This window comes from Microcystis wesenbergii FACHB-1317 (genome assembly GCF_014696875.1).
Classification (GTDB): Bacteria; Cyanobacteriota; Cyanobacteriia; order Cyanobacteriales; family Microcystaceae; genus Microcystis; species Microcystis wesenbergii_A.
Window position 1 is genome coordinate 43,242 of sequence record NZ_JACJQV010000156.1, and the last position, 17,180, is coordinate 60,421.

Below are 17,180 nucleotides of genomic sequence, written 5' to 3' on the forward strand. Positions count from 1 at the left end.
CGTCGGTTTACTGATCGCTATTTTGCCCTTTGTCTTTTTTAAGTAAAAAATTATCTCTATGGATGAAACTAAACCCGAATTAAATCAAGAAATTGACTTAGAAACCGAAAAAATTGAGCCATCAGCCTCGCTAAGGTCGAGATACGCCCAAATCCACCTAAAAAGTGAGGGCGAGAAATTGCTGCTAATTTTGCCCAAAACCAGTGCCAGGGAGACAAGTCAGGATTGGACAGATATCTTGACAGGATTGAAATATTATCTCCGTAATAGCGGTCAAAACTGCCCCGCTAGAACACCAGTACACCTACAGGCCAACGATCGCCTGATGGATACGCGCCAACTACAAGCGATCGCCACAATTTTAGACAGCGCTGAATTACCCCTGCACACCATCCAAACCCAAAGAAGACAAACCGCAGTGGCAGCCGCAACCATGGGTTACAATGTCGAACAAATGCGCTCGAATCCCCCTGTTTTCGGAGACGATCCACCTCCGCAATCCCCCCTCGCCGAACCTTTGTACTTAAAAACCACCCTGCGATCGGGTGTAGAAATCCGTCACCCCGGTACAGTTATAATCATGGGCGATGTCAACCCCGGCGGCTCCCTCGTCGCTGATGGCGATATATTAGTTTGGGGGAGTTTACGCGGTGTGGCCCATGCCGGATTTCGCGGCGATCGAGCAGCGCTAATTATGGCCCTGCGAATCGACTTAACTCAACTGAGGATCGCCGAATTAGTGGCACGGGCCCCGGCTTTAGATAGCGATCGCATAGAACCGGAAATCGCCTGTATCAGCGAAGGAGGAATCCGCATCATTGGGGCTTATAATTTTTCCAGAACCTACACCTTTAAAGATCAAGTGGGATGGGTCGAAAAAAAGTGAGCAGTGACCAGCCAACAGTGAGCAGTGACCAGTGATCAGTAAACAGTGATCAGTAAACAGTGATCAGTAAACAGTGATTCAGTGACTGGTAAAAATAGCGATTAACTGCGTTGAAACGAAAAACTCTATAAAACTGATAACTGATAACTGATAACTGATAACTGATAACTGATAGCTGATAACTGATAACTGATAACTGATAACTGATAACCGGTAACTGATAACTGATAACTGATAACTGATATAAATTATGGCTCGTGTAATTGTGGTGACATCAGGAAAGGGAGGAGTCGGTAAAACGACAGTAACGGCGAACTTAGGTTCAGCTTTATCTCAATTAGGCTGTCGAGTCGCCCTTGTCGATGCCGATTTCGGACTGAGAAATCTCGATTTATTGTTAGGATTAGAACAGCGTATCGTTTATACTGCCCTCGATGTGGTGGCGGGAGATTGTAGCCTTGATAAAGCTTTAGTTAAGGATAAAAGACAGGAAAATCTGGTTCTATTACCAGCAGCACAAAATCGCACCAAAGAGGCAATTACTGCCGATCAAATGAAGGATTTAGTCGCCCAATTGTCAAAAAGTTATGACTATGTATTGATTGATTGTCCGGCAGGAATTGAAATGGGTTTTCGCAATGCGATCGCCCCTGCCCAAGAAGCGATCATCGTTACTACCCCAGAAATGTCGGCAGTGAGAGATGCCGATCGCGTGGTGGGACTACTAGAAAGCGAAGATATTAAAAGTATCCGTCTGATTGTCAACCGGCTGCGGCCGGAAATGATCCAACTTAACCAGATGATCAGCGTCGAGGATATTCTCGACCTCTTGGTAATTCCCCTTTTAGGCATTATTCCCGACGATCAAAGAATTATTATTTCCACTAATAAAGGGGAACCATTAGTATTAGAGGAGAAGACCTCTCCCCCTGCCATGGCCTTTAGAAACATTGCCCAACGTTTACAGGGTCGCGATGTGCCGTTTCTAGATTTAATGGCCGGTCAAGAAGGTTTTCTTACCCGTCTGCGTCGTCGCTTGTTTGGGCCTTAAACTCTCTCATCTCAACCCCTTAACCTACTATGAATGACCTGATCGATAAACTTCTAGCATGGCGCGGTTCGGGCAAAAGTGGCGACCAAGCTAAAAAACGCTTAAAACTTATTCTGGCCCATGATCGCACCGATCTTAGTCCCGAACTTCTTAGTATGATGCGTCAAGAAATCTTAGAAGTGGTCGGTCGTTATCTTGATATCGACACCGAGGAAACCGAGTTACTCTTAGAAAGTGACCAACGAACTACCGCCCTGATTGCTAATTTTCCGATTCGTCGGATCAAACGCCGTCCTTTAACCGAGAAATTGCCATGAAAACTCAACCGATCGAGCTTTGGCTTAGTCTAGCGGTCAGTCCCTTTCTTCTCTCCTATCTGGCCTTGCGTTCCCTCAATCATTGGTTAATTGAATTGGGCCGGGAAAGTGAGGAATTGTTTCGCGGCGATCGCTTGCCCCTTCTCAATATTCCCGATCAGTTGCCGGTCAACAGTGACCAATAATCTTTTCTGGAAAAAGCTCCCAGGAAGAAAACCCTTTTGCCCTCTGAAAAGAGGCAATAATAGTGAAATTTTTGTTAAAAATAGAAAAAAATGTGATTCTTTGGCATATAATCTCATTTTTGACCAACTCTAAAGAACTAATCCCGATATATCAGTGATCAGTGATCAGTTATTGGTTTGATAGAGTTTTTCATTTCAAGGCAGTTAATCCCTATTTTCACTGATTACTGTTTACTGATTACTGTTTACTGATTACTGTTTACTGATTACTGAAATTATGAGCGTCCTTGTCCCCTCAACCGAAACCGAACCGGATATTTTCAGCACTTCCAACCTGTTTCTGCAGCAAAGACTGAAATTAATCGAAGATTTATGGAAAGAAGTCTTAGTCTCCGAATGTGGTCAAGAATTAGTCGATTTACTGGAATTACTGCGCCATCTCTGTTCTGAGGAAGGACAAGTGACCGATGATAGTCCCGAAGCAATGATCGCCAAAATGATCGAAGACTTGGAACTAGGGGAAGCGATCAAAGTTACCCGCGCTTTTGCCCTCTATTTCCAGTTAATCAATATCATCGAACAACACTACGAACAAAGGGATCAGCAACTACTGCGACGGACGGTGATCGGGGAAGAAAACGAAAGTCCCAAGGCTGACCCAACGCAAAAAAGCCTTTTAGCCACCATTGTCGGGGCTGATTGGCTGGAAAAAACCCTGAACGAGTCCGATCACTCCGGCCCAAAATCGGGGCTATTTCACTGGTTATTTCCCTATCTTAAACAGGTTAACGTCCCTCCCCAAGAAATCCAGCGTCTTCTCGATCAGTTAGATATTCGTCTGGTTTTCACGGCCCACCCCACAGAAATTGTCCGTCACACCATTCGCATTAAACAGCGCCGCATCTCGGGCATTCTCGAAAAACTCGACCAAGCAGAAGAAATCTTTCGCAGTATGGGGTTAACTAACTCCAGAGAAGCACAAACAGTCACCAAACAGTTAAAAGAAGAAATACGTTTCTGGTGGCGAACAGATGAACTACACCAATTTAAACCCACCGTCGTCGATGAAGTGGATTATGCCCTGCACTACTTCGATGAAGTTCTCTTTGATTCCCTACCCCAGTTAACCCTGCGTCTGCAGCAAAGCCTACAATCCTCCTTTCCCCGTTTACAAGCGCCGAAAAATAACTTCTGTCGCTTCGGTTCTTGGGTCGGGGGAGATCGGGATGGCAATCCCTCCGTTACCCCCGAAGTCACCTGGAAAACCTGCTGTTATCAGCGCAATCTCGTTATTAAAAAATATCTCGATGCTATTCGCGACCTGACCAGTATTTTAAGTGCCTCCCTGCACTGGTGTCACGTCTTGCCGGAATTGCTGGACTCCCTGGACAGAGATAAACAGCAAATGCCCGAAATCTATAGCCAGTTAGCAATCCGCTACCGTCAGGAACCCTATCGCCTCAAATTGGCCTTTATTCAAAAACGTCTGGAAAATACCCGCGATCGCAATAATCGCCTCAATGACCCGGAAGAACGACAATTATTAACTAAACTCAACGAAACCAACATCTATCGCTCAGGTTCCGAGTTTTTAGCCGAATTACAGCTATTACAGCGCAGTCTCTTGCAAACCGGTCTTTCCTGTCAAGAACTGGATCAACTGATCGCCCAAGTGGAGATTTTTGGCTTTGTCCTGACTCAGTTAGATTTTCGGCAAGAATCCACCCGTCACGCCGAATGTATCGAAGAAATCGCCGCCTATCTCGGAGTTTTACCCAAACCCTACCGCAAATTAACCGAATCAGAAAAAATCGCCTGGTTAGTGGAGGAATTAAAAACCCGTCGGCCTTTAATTCCCCGGGAAATGCCCTTTTCGGAAAGAACCTGCGAAACCATTGAAACCCTGCGAGTTTTAAGAAGTCTGCAAGGGGAATTCGGTCTGGAAATCTGCCAAACCTACATTATCAGCATGACCAACGAGGCCAGCGATGTGCTAGAAGTGCTGTTATTAGCCCAAGAAGCCGGTTTATACGACCCCGCCACTAGCCGCAGTTCCCTCCGCATTGTTCCCCTCTTTGAAACCGTCGATGACCTCAAACACGCCCCCGGCATCATGCAGACTTTGTTTGAATTGCCCCTCTACCGGGCAGCTCTAGCCGGCGGTTACGACCATTTAGGGGCTTTAAACGGGGAGGACGTGACCCCGGAACCGGCCATCCTCGAACCGAGTAATTTACAGGAGATTATGGTGGGTTACTCCGATAGTAACAAGGATTCTGGCTTTTTAAGCAGTAATTGGGAAATTCATAAGGCCCAGAAGGCTTTACAAAAAACTGCTAAACAATACGGCGTGGATCTACGTCTTTTTCATGGCCGGGGCGGTTCCGTCGGTCGCGGCGGGGGTCCAGCCTACGCCGCTATCCTCGCCCAACCCCGGGGAACTATTAACGGTCGCATTAAAATCACCGAACAAGGCGAGGTTTTAGCCTCGAAATACTCTTTACCGGAATTGGCCTTGTATAACCTCGAAACCGCCGTAACGGCAGTTATACAAGCAAGTTTACTGGGCAGTGGTTTTGATGATCTCGAACCCTGGAATCGCATCATGGAGGACTTGGCCACCTGTTCACGGCAAACCTATCGCAGTTTGATTTATGAAGAACCGGACTTTTTAGACTTCTTTCTGTCCGTAACTCCCATTCCTGAAATTAGTCTTTTACAGATTAGTTCCCGACCGGCCCGCCGGAAAAGTGGTCAACAGGATTTAAGTACCCTGCGGGCAATTCCCTGGGTGTTTAGTTGGACTCAAACCCGTTTTCTTTTACCGGCTTGGTATGGTTTAGGGACAGCTTTACAGATGTTTCTCGATGATTCTCCTAGCAGAAATTTGGAATTGTTACGCCATTTTTATCACAAGTGGCCTTTCTTCCAGATGGTGATTTCTAAGGCAGAAATGACTTTATCGAAGGTGGATCTACAGATGGCCTATCACTACGTCAGTGAACTTTCTAAACAGGAAGATCGAGAACGTTTTCAACGTCTGTTTGAAAGGATCAAAGAGGAATATAATCGCACTAGCGAGATTGTTCTCCAGATCACCGGCGAGAAACATTTATTAGATAATGATCCCAATTTACAGCGCTCGGTGCAGTTACGCAACGGTTCGATCGTTCCCCTCGGTTTTCTACAGGTGTCTCTCCTGAAGCGTTTACGTCAATACAATAGTCAAGCTCAATCCGGTGTGATTCATTTCCGCTATTCTAAAGAGGAGTTATTAAGGGGTGCTTTAATGACGATTAATGGTATTGCCGCAGGGATGAGAAATACCGGTTGATTACAGATAATTAATGGTAGTTTTCGGGGGGATTGTCTTGAAGGTAATCCCCCCTATTTTTGGGATTTGTCAACTTTTTGTAGAACTTCTACTAATACTAAATCCGTTGAGTAACGCCCAGAAAACGGGTTTCTCCGAGAAACCCGTTTTCTACTCATGCACTCATGCAAAAAGGGGAATAAATAATCAGTCTTTAATAACCAGATTTAGTATTACTTCCGATTTTATCACTCAATCCCAGCTTTTGGGGGTTCTATTGGCTAATATTACGATCACTTATTGACTAAAAATGAAGATTTTACCGCTAACAGTTGACAATTGATGCTCGACCCCGAAGAGAAGCAATTAAGCTCACTGGTGTGTCGGAAGATTAGAGATTGTGCCAAAATGGAGAAAGTGACCCAATGATTACAGGTAAATTGTTAAAGAAAGGATCGAGTAACCGTGACTGATACGAACTTAGATATACTATCCCTGACGGATCCAGCGATCGCAGGGATTCTGCAAAAAGAACTGCAACGTCAAAGAGATCACCTAGAATTAATCGCTAGTGAAAACTTTACCTCCGCTGCCGTCATGGCCGCCCAGGGTTCGGTTTTAACCAACAAATACGCGGAAGGACTGCCCAAAAAACGCTACTATGGCGGTTGCGAATACATTGACGAAGCGGAACAATTAGCGATCGATCGGGTTAAACGACTATTTGGGGCAAACCACGCTAACGTACAACCCCACTCCGGCGCCCAAGCTAATTTCGCCGTTTTCCTGACCCTCTTGCAGCCCGGCGATACGATCATGGGTATGGATCTCTCCCACGGGGGTCATCTTACCCACGGTTCCCCCGTTAACGTTTCTGGGAAATGGTTCCGAGTAGTACAGTACGGAGTAAGTCCCGAAAGCGAACGCCTGGACTACGATCTCATCCTTGACATCGCCCGCAAGGAAAAACCCAAACTAATTATCTGCGGTTATTCTGCCTACTCGCGCCAGATTGATTTCGAGAAATTCCGCGCCATCGCTGACGAAGTGGGGGCCTACCTGATGGCAGATATTGCCCATATTGCCGGTTTAGTGGCCACCGGTCATCATCCTAACCCCCTACCCCACTGTGATGTGGTCACTACCACCACTCACAAAACCCTGCGCGGTCCTAGGGGGGGGTTAATTATGACCAAAGACGAGGAATTAGGCAAAAAATTCGATAAATCCGTCTTCCCCGGTACCCAAGGCGGCCCCCTAGAACACGTGGTCGCGGCGAAAGCAGTGGCTTTTGGGGAGGCCCTGAAACCGGAGTTTAAAATCTATTCGGGCCAAGTAATCGCTAATGCCCAAGCTTTGGCCGGTCAGTTGAAGGCTAGAGGGATTAAAATTGTCACTGATGGTACGGATAATCACTTGATGTTACTCGATTTGAGATCCGTGGGCATGACTGGAAAAGAGGCTGATCGCTTGGTGAGTACCATCAATATTACCGCTAATAAAAACACTGTTCCCTTCGATCCCGAGTCTCCCTTTGTTACCAGTGGTCTGCGCTTGGGTTCCCCAGCTATGACCACCAGAGGACTAGGAGAAACGGAATTTATCGAGATTGGCAACATTATCGCCGATATTCTCCTTAATCCCGGTGATGAAGCCCTGAGAACTGCTTGCCGTCAACGGGTAGCCAAACTCTGTGAAAGCTTCCCCCTCTATCCCCATCTCCATATTTCCGTCCCCGCCTTGGCCTAAAACGAGAGATAATAAAAATTCATAATTGGTGATTGCCTGTCAGTTGCCAATTGTGAATTAAATCGCCCCCCAATTCCCATGTCCGGAGATTTATACTATCTAATTGCCTTTCTGATCGCCCATACCGTGGTACTTTGGAGTACCCCCCTCGTCAGAACCGTCGGACTGAAAAGCGGTTACGTCGATAAACCCAACGAAAGGAAAGTCCATGAAAAGCCTATGGTTCGACTGGGGGGAGTTTCGATCTTTATCGGCGCTTTAACTGCCCTCCTGATCGTTTGGTGGTTGGGAGGGTTTGCCGGTTTAAACAGCGATCGAGAATGGGAAGTGTGGGGCGTAACCCTAGGCGGTTTGGGCTTTTTTCTCATCGGTCTAGCGGATGATCTTTTTAATCTTTCGCCCCTCAATCGTCTGGTAATGCAGTTTAGCGTCGCTTTTCTAGCTTGGCAAGCTGGGGTGAGGATCGATTTCCTCTCTATTCCCTTCGGCGATTTATTACAAATTCATTGGCTAAGTTTACCGATTACTCTCCTCTGGTTAGTGGGGATGGCTAACGCGATTAATTGGATTGACGGTTTAGATGGATTAGCGGCGGGGGTTTCGGGTATATCTGCCGTGGTGATTTTGATTGTAACTTTGGTGATGGGACAACCGGCCGCCGCTATTATCGCCGCCGCTTTAGCGGGTGGGGCCTTGGGTTTTCTGCGTTACAATTTTAACCCCGCCCAAATTTTTATGGGGGATGGTGGGGCCTATTTTATGGGTTTTACCCTGGCGGGTGTGGCGGTGATTGGATTGGCTAAAACCACTGCTGTGACTACTGTTGCCGTTACCGCCGTCCTATTACCCTATCTCATCCTTGCAGTTCCTCTCCTCGATATGTCCACGGTAATTATTTCCCGTCTCAAACGCGGAAAATCCCCTTTTGTGGCTGATAAACGTCATTTACACCATCGTTTACTCAAAGCTGGTATCTCTCACCGTCTGACAGTTTTATTTATCTACGCCCTAACTCTCTGGGTGGGCAGTTTGGCCCTCGGTTTCTCCAATGTTCCCAGTGGTTGGGGTTTTGCCTTTGGTGCGACTCTCCTCCTCGGTTACGTCGGTTGGCAAGTCTGGCGCAATCGTGGCGGTGAACCGTAAGCCATCTTAAACTAGAAAAAAGATTAATAATTAAGATAGCGGCAGCATAACTCTGGGAGTTTAGCAAATGTCTAACGAAACCGTAACTTATTCCCTTGAAACCGTCCTCAAGGAAATCAAAGACAGCATCAAGGAAGTCAACCACAAAGCTGATAGAATCGATCAACGTCTGACAAAATTAGAAATCGGACAGGCAGAACTTAAAGGAGAAATTAAAGCTTTAGATGAGCGACTAAGCACAAAAATTGACGGATTGACCGCTAAAGTTGCCTATCAAGAGTTTACTAATCGAGGCATTTTGATCGCCCTTGTTGTTGCTATTTTAGGAGGAGCAGCTAAACTTTTTGGGTTTATTGGCAACCCCTAGAAGTTGCCCTTAGCATCATAAATTTTTCCTATCTTATTTTTTCAGCAAGCCCTAATTAAAGTTATCAAAAGTAGGAGTTTAGCACAATGTCTAACGAAACCGTAACTTATTCCCTTGAAACTGTCCTGACAAGGATTGAGGGAAAAATCGACTCTTTACAAAGAGATGTTAATGAGCGTCTAACTAAGCTAGAGATAGGACAATCAGAAATAAGAGGGGATATTAAAGCCCTAGATTCTAAAGTTATGGAAATAGAAAAGCGTATTGACGACCTGAATGCAAGGGTGAATATTACCACTAATGGATTTCTTGGCATTGTCGGAATTTTGGTGACAGGAATACTAGGCATTCTGGGAAAAATCGTCTTTTTTCCTAATCCCTAAAAGTTATCCTTAGTCTTGCATATCGGCAATTTTGATGCCTTGTCGATTAGAGAAAAAATCAGCAAAAGTAGCAGTTTAGCACAATGTCTAACGAAACCGTAACTTATTCCCTAGAAGCAGTCCTGACAAGGATTGAGGGAAAAATCGACTCTTTACAAAGAGATGTTAATAAGCTAGAGATAGGACAATCAGAAATAAGAGGGGATATTAAAGCCCTAGATTCTAAAGTTATGGAAATAGAAAAGCGTATTGACGACCTGAATGCAAGGGTGAATATTACCACTAATGGGTTTCTTGGCATTGTCGGAATTTTGGTGACAGGAATACTAGGCATTCTGGGAAAAATCGTCTTTTTCCCTAATCCCTAAAAGTTGTCCTTTAGAGATAAAATAAGCAAAAGTAGCAGTTTACCAAAATGTCTAACGAAACCGTAACTTATTGCCTGTAAGCCGTCCTGACAGGGATAATAAAGTTCAGCTAATTGCCAAACTTCTGGTTGTCCGATGCTAACAATTGCTGCATAGCTGGGCTGTGACGGACGTGAGATAAATCTAAAATTTTCTTCCTCAATTTCGTTGTCCGATTCTAGTTGACCTAGCCAAAGAATATTTTAAAGTATATCGCCAAAATAGAGAGAATAAACCCAATCCTTTGGCTAGAAAATAAGATTGAGTCAACACAATCAAGGCCTTGGGATAGGTTAAAAACACATCCCATGGTCTCGATTAAGTCAGAATTACTGACGAATTTGTACCGGCATCACCAAATAGGTCATCTTTAAACCTCCCAAGGGAGTAAAAATAACCGGCTGGGTATTAGCATTTAACTGCATTTGGATATCATTATTGGGTAAAGCCTTCAAACCGTCCATCAAATATTTAACATTAAAGGCAATATCGCCACTTTCTCCCTGAATTTCCGCCGCCATGGACTCTTTGGCGCTACCTAAATCGGGAGATTCCACCGCTAGGGATAAACGGTCATTTTCGCTATCGAGACTAAACTTAACTAAATTATTCTTTTGGTCCGATAAAACCGCTACTAATTCCAAACAACGGATTAACTGTTTGCGGTCTAAAACCAAAGAACGCTCGAAGGATTTAGGAATTAACTGATTATAAGTGGGATAGGCCCCTTCTAACTTACGACTGGTTAACCTCTGTTCCCCCATTTCAAAGATGACTTGAGAATCATCCACATGCAGAGTAATAGTCTCGATATTTTGTTTTGTTGCCATCATTCTTTCCAATTCTCGCAGGGCCCGGGCCGGAATGGTGACATTAAAGCCACCAGAGGCACTTTCCACCTCCTCTAGGGGAGTTTGTACCACCGCTAAACGATGACCGTCTGTAGCGGCAAATTCTAGACAATCGACGGTTTTAGTTAAATGTACCCCCGTCAACACCTGTTTAGTTTCATCGCCACTAGCGGCAAACAAAGCACCTTTTAGCCCTTCTGTCAAGGCAACTATAGGTAAATTAACAATTTCTCCATCAGCCACCGTGGGCAATTCTGGGAACTCATCGGCCTTCATGCCGCGAATTTGGAACTGTGCCGAGGCAGTTTTCAGGAAAGCGAGACTATGCTCCTCATCATTCTCGTTTTCTTCCACAGAGATGGTGATTTCCCCTTCTCCCAAACGAGAGACAATATCGTTAAGTAATTTTGCCGGCAGGGTAATCTTACCCCCTTCCACCACCTCAGCCCGAAAACTGGTGCGAATCCCTAAACTCAAATCAAAAGCAGTCAGGCTAATTTCGCCCTTTTCCTCATCGGCACAAAAGAGAACATTGCCCAAAACCGGATGGGTAGGACGACTGGCAACGGCCCGACTAACTAGGGATAAATTGCTGTTGAGTTCGCTTTGACTACTGGTAAATTTCATAGCAGGAATAGTTTTTTTGTACGCTAAGAAATAATAGCAAGAATTCCCCTGTGGAAAATCTGTGGAAAACCGGAGCTTTTTTTGATCGCTCTTTCCGGGCTAAAATCTATCAATAGCAATAACTTCGGCCATTGCTAGGTTTTTCTGGCAATTCTGAAAAGATTGTGGAAAAATTGTCAAAAGTGAAATTTTCGCCCCTTCTCACCCAATTACATCAACTGTTAACCATCAGGCTACAAGTTAACAATAGCGAGACTTGAGCCGACCAGCGCCTTTCTTAGGGAAAAAATTGCGTAAAATGTAGGCTGGTGATCTTTAAAATGGAACAAGCAGCAGGAAGTTAACAAAACAAAACTCCGGGCATTCCCCGGAATCGATAGACTCAAATAGACAAGGAGACAGGATTGGTTAGCACATCTTCGTATCAAACAACAAAATCGAAAGAAATCTTTACAGCCGCTCAAAAATTAATGCCGGGGGGTGTAAGTTCCCCCGTGCGGGCCTTTAAATCCGTCGGTGGTCAACCCATCGTTTTTGAAAGCGTCAAAGGGGCCTATATTCGCGACGTGGACGGTAACGAATACATCGACTATGTGGGAACTTGGGGGCCGGCTATCTGTGGTCATGCCCATCCCGAAGTGATTGCCGCCCTACACGAGGCCCTAGATAAAGGGACCAGTTTCGGCGCTCCCTGTGTTCAGGAAAATATTCTCGCTGAAATGGTGATTGATGCCGTTCCCAGCATTGAAATGGTGCGTTTTGTCAATTCCGGCACCGAAGCCTGTATGTCCGTCCTGCGCTTAATGCGGGCTTTTACCGGCCGGGATAAAATCATCAAATTCGAGGGCTGTTACCACGGTCATGCCGATATGTTCCTGGTTAAAGCTGGCTCTGGTGTAGCTACCCTGGGCCTACCCGACTCGCCGGGGGTTCCCAAAACCACCACTAACAACACTTTAACCGCCCCCTACAATGACCTGGAAGCGGTAAAAGCCCTCTTTGTCGAAAATCCCGACTCGATCGCTGGGGTGATTTTAGAGCCAGTGGTGGGTAATGCCGGCTTTATCGTGCCGGATGCCGGCTTTTTAGAAGGATTGCGGGAATTAACCAAGGAATACGGAGCCCTGTTAATGTTTGATGAGGTAATGACCGGATTTCGCATCGCCTACGGTGGCGCCCAGGAAAAATTCGGCATCACCCCCGATTTAACCACCCTCGGCAAAGTTATCGGCGGTGGGCTGCCAGTGGGGGCCTACGGCGGTCGGGCCGATATTATGGCGATGGTGGCTCCGGCCGGCCCGATGTACCAAGCGGGAACCTTATCCGGCAACCCTTTGGCCATGACGGCGGGAATTAAAACCCTCGAGTTACTCCAGCGCCCCGGCACCTACCAATATCTCGATAAAGTGACCAAATCCTTAACTGAAGGGCTGCTGAAAGTGGCTAGAGATGCTGGTCATAGCGTTTCTGGAGGTTATATTAGTGCCATGTTCGGAATGTTTTTCACTGGCAACCCCGTGCATAACTATGAAGATGCCAAAAAGGCCGATGTGGCTAAATTCGGTCGTTTTCACAGAGGAATGTTGGAAAGATGCGTTTATCTAGCTCCTTCCCAGTTTGAAGCTGGTTTTACTTCCTTAGCTCACACAGAGGCCGATATCGAACGGACTTTGGCCGCCGCTAAAGAGGTTTTAGAAGGTTTATAGTCAATGCTGCCAGGTTTTTAGATTTATTCAGCAAACCCTACTAAGGCGATTTCAGGGATCAAACAAAAACCCTCGATCGAGCGATCGAGGGTTAACCATGAACAGAAAATTTACCTAGACTACAGTAGCAGCCTTACGGGCAGCGGCGGCCTCGTCGGGATGAATACCGAGACGGGTGAGATTGAGACGACCTTTACTATCGATCTCCCGTACCTTGACTAACACCTCATCCCCCACGGCCACTTCATCCTCCACCTTACCGACGCGTCCCTCGGCCAATTGGGAAATATGGATCATTCCCTCTTTCCCCGGCAAAACTTCCACAAAAGCGCCGATTTGGATAATGCGAGTCACGCGACCGAGATAAACCTCACCCTCATTGAGTTTGCGGGTCATATTGTAGATCAGTCGTTTAGCTTTTTCGGCCTGTTCCCCATCGGTAGAGGAAATGGTGACAGTACCATCGTCATCGATATCGATTTTCGTGCCGGTCTGTTCAGTAATCCCTTTAACCGTCTTACCACCCGGCCCGATGACTAACCCGATCAGATCTGGATCGATCTTGATCGTCAATAACCGGGGTGCGTGGGGAGATAATTCTGTGCGGGGTTTTTCTAGGGTCGCTAACATCTTCTCTAGGATATGTTTGCGGGCCGGTAAAGCTTGTTCGATCGCCTTGGCCACCACTTCCATGGTTAAACCGGGGATTTTCATATCCATCTGGAGAGCGGTGATGCCAGAATCAGTACCAGCCACCTTAAAGTCCATATCTCCCAGAAAATCCTCGATACCTTGGATATCGGTCAAAATCCGCACTTCTTCCCCTTCTTTAATTAAACCCATGGCCGCACCGCTAACGGGTTTTTTCAGGGGAACACCGGCATCCATCAGCGCCAGGGTAGAACCGCACACGGAACCCATGGAGGTGGAACCATTAGAAGAGAGGACTTCCGACACCACCCGCAGCACATAGGGAAATTCCTCCTGGGGGGGAAGGACAGGTACGATCGCCCTTTCCGCTAAAGCACCGTGACCGATTTCTCGACGGCCGGGAGAACGCATGGGACGGGTTTCACCGACGGAAAAGGGTGGGAAATTGTAGTGATGAAGATAGCGTTTTTCGTCTTCGGGATGGAGATCGTCGCCCAAATCCTGAGCATCACCGGGGGTGCCAAGGGTGGCGATCGAAAGCACCTGGGTTAAACCGCGATTAAACAAACCGCTACCGTGAACCCGACGGGGTAAAACTCCCACCCGGCAAGAAATCGGCCGTACTTCGTCCAGTTGGCGACCATCAACCCGCACCCCATCCTCGATAATTTGGGCGCGCATCAGTTTTTTGGTCAGATCCTTAAAGAGATTACCGATTAACTTCGGCTCTTCCAGCGTTGGAGCTTTTAAGGGATCTTCATCGGGGAGAGCGGTTATAGTTTCCTTGATCCGATTTTCGATCGCATCTAATTTCTCATCCCGTTCGGTTTTGCTGAGGGTAAACTGACAGAGAATCTGTTTAATTTCCTCTTTAGCTTGTTCTCTCAGGAAATTCTGCACGGTTTCGTTTACTGCCGGCGCTTCTCGGGTCACTAGGGCAATACCCAACTGATCGATCAATTCCCGTTGAGCGGTGATCAGGTCGCGGACCGCTTCATAACCAAAATCGATCGCCTCAATAATATCCCGTTCCGGTAACTGATTAGCTCCCGCTTCGATCATCACCACCCCTTCGGGACTACCGGCCACCACTAGATCTAATTCTCCGTTATGGATTTCCTTGTAGGTGGGATTGATGATAAATTCATCCCCTAATAAACCGACGCGCACCGCCGCCATCGGTCCTTGGAAGGGAATCCCTGCCAACAAAACCGCCACAGAAGCCCCGGTAACGGCCAAAACATCCGGGGGGACTTCCTCATCCATCGAGAGGGTCGTAGCGACCACCTGAATATCATCCCGTAGCCAACTGGGGAATAGAGGCCGCAGGGGGCGATCGATCAAACGACCGGTCAGAATTGCTTTTTCCGGGGGACGACCTTCACGACGCAAAAATCCTCCCGGGATGCGCCCGGCGGCGTATAATCTTTCTTCGTAATCAACGGTCAAGGGCAGGAAATCTACTCCTTCTCTGGCTTTGGCTGTGGTTGCTGTCACTAAAACCGCCGTTTCTCCCGATTGGATCAGAACACTACCGCCAGCTTGGGGGGCTAAAAGCCCTATTTTTAGTCGAATATCCCTGCCATCAAAGGATATTGACTTGTCAAACTCTTCCATGTAAAGCTATATTCCTTTCTTTCACTTTTCTCTGTGCTGTGGCAATCCTAGCATTTTTTGTCCCCCTTTCCGACAGGTTTAGTATTCAGTGATCAGTTATCAGTTATCAGTGATCAGTTATCAGTTATCAGTGATCAGTTATCAGTGATCAGTTATCAGTGATCAGTTATCAGTGATCAGTTATCAGTGATCAGTTATCGGTTATCAGCTTTTTTCTCCCTGCTCCCATCTCCCATCTCCCCCGCGACGCGCACGAAGTGGTCTCCCTACTACCCCACTACCCAACTACCCAACTACCCCACTACCCCACTGATAACTGGTTACTGCTCACTGATAACTGAAAATACTCCCCACTACCCCACTGATAACTGGTTACTGCTCACTGATAACTGAAAATACTCCCCACTACCCCACTGATAACTGCTTACTGGTCACTGATAACTGAAAATACTCCCCACTTCCCTGCTTTTAAACAGGATTTAACATTACTTGCTCAAACGAGCCAAAAAATGATAGTTTCAGATATAGGAATAATCTGGTTAAGAAAAAAAATGTCTTCCCTTGCCGCTTGCTGGCCCAAAAATATTTCTAAGTATTAGCAAAACTGACTGACTGTCAGCAGTTGAGCGGGATTTTTCCTAGCTCGAAGAACTCCAGACAAAGAAAATTAAGACAATTAAAAGGATTGCGTCTCTATTATCTCTCAGACGCTTCTAATCCAAAGAATTTGCGGGTTATCTTCAAATTAACCCCGTTTAACCCTATTTATTATCGATCATGGCTGAAAGTTATTTACTAGACAAACTGCAATCTGTAGAACAGACCTACAAAGAATTAACCCGTCGTCTAGCGGATCCCGATGTCACCAGTAATCCGGGTGAATTGCATCGTCTGGCCAAATCCCGCGCTTCCCTAGAGGAAACGGTCAACACCTACGAAATTTGGCAAAAAAGTCAAGAGGATTTAATCGGTGCGAAACAAATCTTCAAAGAATCCGCCAGCGATCCCGAATTAAGGGAAATGGCCGCCCTAGAAGTGGCAGAATTAGAGGCAAAAATCGCCACTTTGGAAGACCAATTAACCATTCTGCTGCTGCCCCGGGATCCCCTCGATGAAAAGAATATCATGCTGGAAATTCGCGCCGGGACCGGAGGTGATGAGGCCAGTATTTGGGCGGGGGATTTAGTTCGCTTGTACTCAAAATATGCCGAAACTCAAAACTGGAAAGTTAGCCTTTTGAGTGAATCTCCGGCGGATATGGGAGGATTTAAAGAGGCAATTTTAGAGATTAAAGGCGATAACGTCTATAGTAAGCTGAAATTTGAGGCGGGAGTCCATCGGGTGCAGCGGGTTCCTCTGACGGAAGCAAGTGGTCGCGTCCACACTTCCACCGCTACCGTGGCGATTATGCCGGAAGTGGACGATGTGGAAGTGCATATCGATCCCAAGGATATTGAGTTAACCACGGCTAGATCCGGGGGTGCAGGCGGTCAAAATGTCAATAAAGTGGAAACTGCGGTCGATTTAATCCATAAACCCACGGGAATCCGGGTTTTCTGCACCGAGGAGCGATCGCAATTGCAAAACCGGGAACGAGCTATGCAGATTCTCCGGGCGAAACTGTACGATATGAAGTTACAGGAACAACAGGAAGCGGTCAGTTCCATGCGACGCTCTCAGGTGGGAACCGGTTCCCGTTCGGAAAAAATTCGCACCTATAACTATAAGGATAATCGTCTCACCGATCATCGCTTAAATCAGAATTTTTCCCTCGATCGCATTTTAGACGGCGACATCGAAGGGGTGATTCAATCCTGTATCGCCAAGGATCAACAGGGAAAACTGGCAGAATTAGCCGCTGCCCAAGAGACAGCTTAATCAGTGATCAGTGATCAGTTACCAGTGATCAGATTTTAGTTTTTAGTGA

The 17,180-nt window shown here is 46.5% G+C and carries 14 protein-coding genes; 12 read left to right on the plus strand and 2 right to left on the minus strand.

Features of this window, described 5'->3' with window-relative positions; genetic code table 11:
• Positions 1 to 58 precede the first annotated feature (58 nt).
• The 10 genes from minC (at position 59) to H6F92_RS13615 (ending at position 9,762) form a co-directional block, all read left to right on the plus strand.
• On the plus strand, positions 59 to 886 hold the full coding sequence (gene minC, locus H6F92_RS13570; protein WP_190358311.1) for a septum site-determining protein MinC: 828 nt from the start codon (positions 59 to 61) through the stop codon (positions 884 to 886).
• Positions 887 to 1,136: 250 nt separating this feature from the next.
• Entirely contained in the window at positions 1,137 to 1,937 is an 801-nt protein-coding gene (gene minD / locus H6F92_RS13575) for a septum site-determining protein MinD (RefSeq protein WP_190358313.1), read from the plus strand.
• 29 nt (positions 1,938 to 1,966) lie between these two features.
• A complete protein-coding gene (gene minE, locus H6F92_RS13580; RefSeq protein ID WP_190358315.1) occupies positions 1,967 to 2,254 on the plus strand; it encodes a cell division topological specificity factor MinE in 288 nt (95 codons plus the stop codon).
• Positions 2,251 to 2,439, plus strand: a complete 189-nt coding sequence (locus H6F92_RS13585) for a hypothetical protein (RefSeq protein ID WP_190358318.1) — start codon at positions 2,251 to 2,253, stop codon at positions 2,437 to 2,439. The genes minE and H6F92_RS13585 overlap by 4 nt, the downstream gene beginning before the upstream one ends.
• A gap of 277 nt (positions 2,440 to 2,716) precedes the next feature.
• Positions 2,717 to 5,773: a phosphoenolpyruvate carboxylase gene (ppc, locus tag H6F92_RS13590; RefSeq protein ID WP_190358320.1), complete on the plus strand. Its 3,057-nt coding sequence runs from the start codon at positions 2,717 to 2,719 to the stop codon at positions 5,771 to 5,773.
• 444 nt (positions 5,774 to 6,217) lie between these two features.
• Positions 6,218 to 7,501: a serine hydroxymethyltransferase gene (gene glyA / locus H6F92_RS13595; protein ID WP_002797075.1), complete on the plus strand. Its 1,284-nt coding sequence runs from the start codon at positions 6,218 to 6,220 to the stop codon at positions 7,499 to 7,501.
• A gap of 78 nt (positions 7,502 to 7,579) precedes the next feature.
• Positions 7,580 to 8,644, plus strand: coding sequence for a glycosyltransferase family 4 protein (locus H6F92_RS13600; protein ID WP_190358322.1), 1,065 nt, complete (start codon positions 7,580 to 7,582; stop codon positions 8,642 to 8,644).
• Positions 8,645 to 8,711: 67 nt separating this feature from the next.
• Positions 8,712 to 9,011: a hypothetical protein gene (locus H6F92_RS13605; protein ID WP_061431759.1), complete on the plus strand. Its 300-nt coding sequence runs from the start codon at positions 8,712 to 8,714 to the stop codon at positions 9,009 to 9,011.
• A gap of 86 nt (positions 9,012 to 9,097) precedes the next feature.
• Positions 9,098 to 9,394, plus strand: coding sequence for a DUF4164 family protein (locus H6F92_RS13610; RefSeq protein ID WP_002751121.1), 297 nt, complete (start codon positions 9,098 to 9,100; stop codon positions 9,392 to 9,394).
• An 83-nt stretch (positions 9,395 to 9,477) separates the two neighbouring features.
• Entirely contained in the window at positions 9,478 to 9,762 is a 285-nt protein-coding gene (locus H6F92_RS13615) for a hypothetical protein (RefSeq protein WP_002764782.1), read from the plus strand.
• A gap of 368 nt (positions 9,763 to 10,130) precedes the next feature.
• On the opposite strand, the gene dnaN is transcribed toward H6F92_RS13615, so the two are convergent.
• A complete protein-coding gene (gene dnaN, locus H6F92_RS13620) occupies positions 10,131 to 11,279 on the minus strand; it encodes a DNA polymerase III subunit beta (RefSeq protein ID WP_190358324.1) in 1,149 nt (382 codons plus the stop codon).
• A gap of 404 nt (positions 11,280 to 11,683) precedes the next feature.
• On the opposite strand from dnaN, the gene hemL reads away from it, so the two are divergent.
• The gene (gene hemL, locus H6F92_RS13625) at positions 11,684 to 12,985 is read left to right on the plus strand and encodes a glutamate-1-semialdehyde 2,1-aminomutase (RefSeq protein WP_190358326.1); all 1,302 of its coding nucleotides are present in this window, start codon (positions 11,684 to 11,686) and stop codon (positions 12,983 to 12,985) included.
• A gap of 114 nt (positions 12,986 to 13,099) precedes the next feature.
• Here hemL and H6F92_RS13630 read toward each other — a convergent pair whose 3' ends face one another.
• Positions 13,100 to 15,253 carry a polyribonucleotide nucleotidyltransferase gene (locus H6F92_RS13630; RefSeq protein ID WP_190358328.1) on the minus strand — a complete coding sequence of 718 codons (2,154 nt, stop codon included), beginning with the start codon at positions 15,251 to 15,253 and terminating at the stop codon, positions 13,100 to 13,102.
• Positions 15,254 to 16,030: 777 nt separating this feature from the next.
• Here H6F92_RS13630 and prfA point away from each other — a divergent pair.
• Positions 16,031 to 17,131 (plus strand): peptide chain release factor 1, encoded by a 1,101-nt coding sequence (gene prfA / locus H6F92_RS13635; RefSeq protein ID WP_190358330.1) that lies wholly within the window; start codon positions 16,031 to 16,033, stop codon positions 17,129 to 17,131.
• Positions 17,132 to 17,180 lie beyond the last annotated feature (49 nt).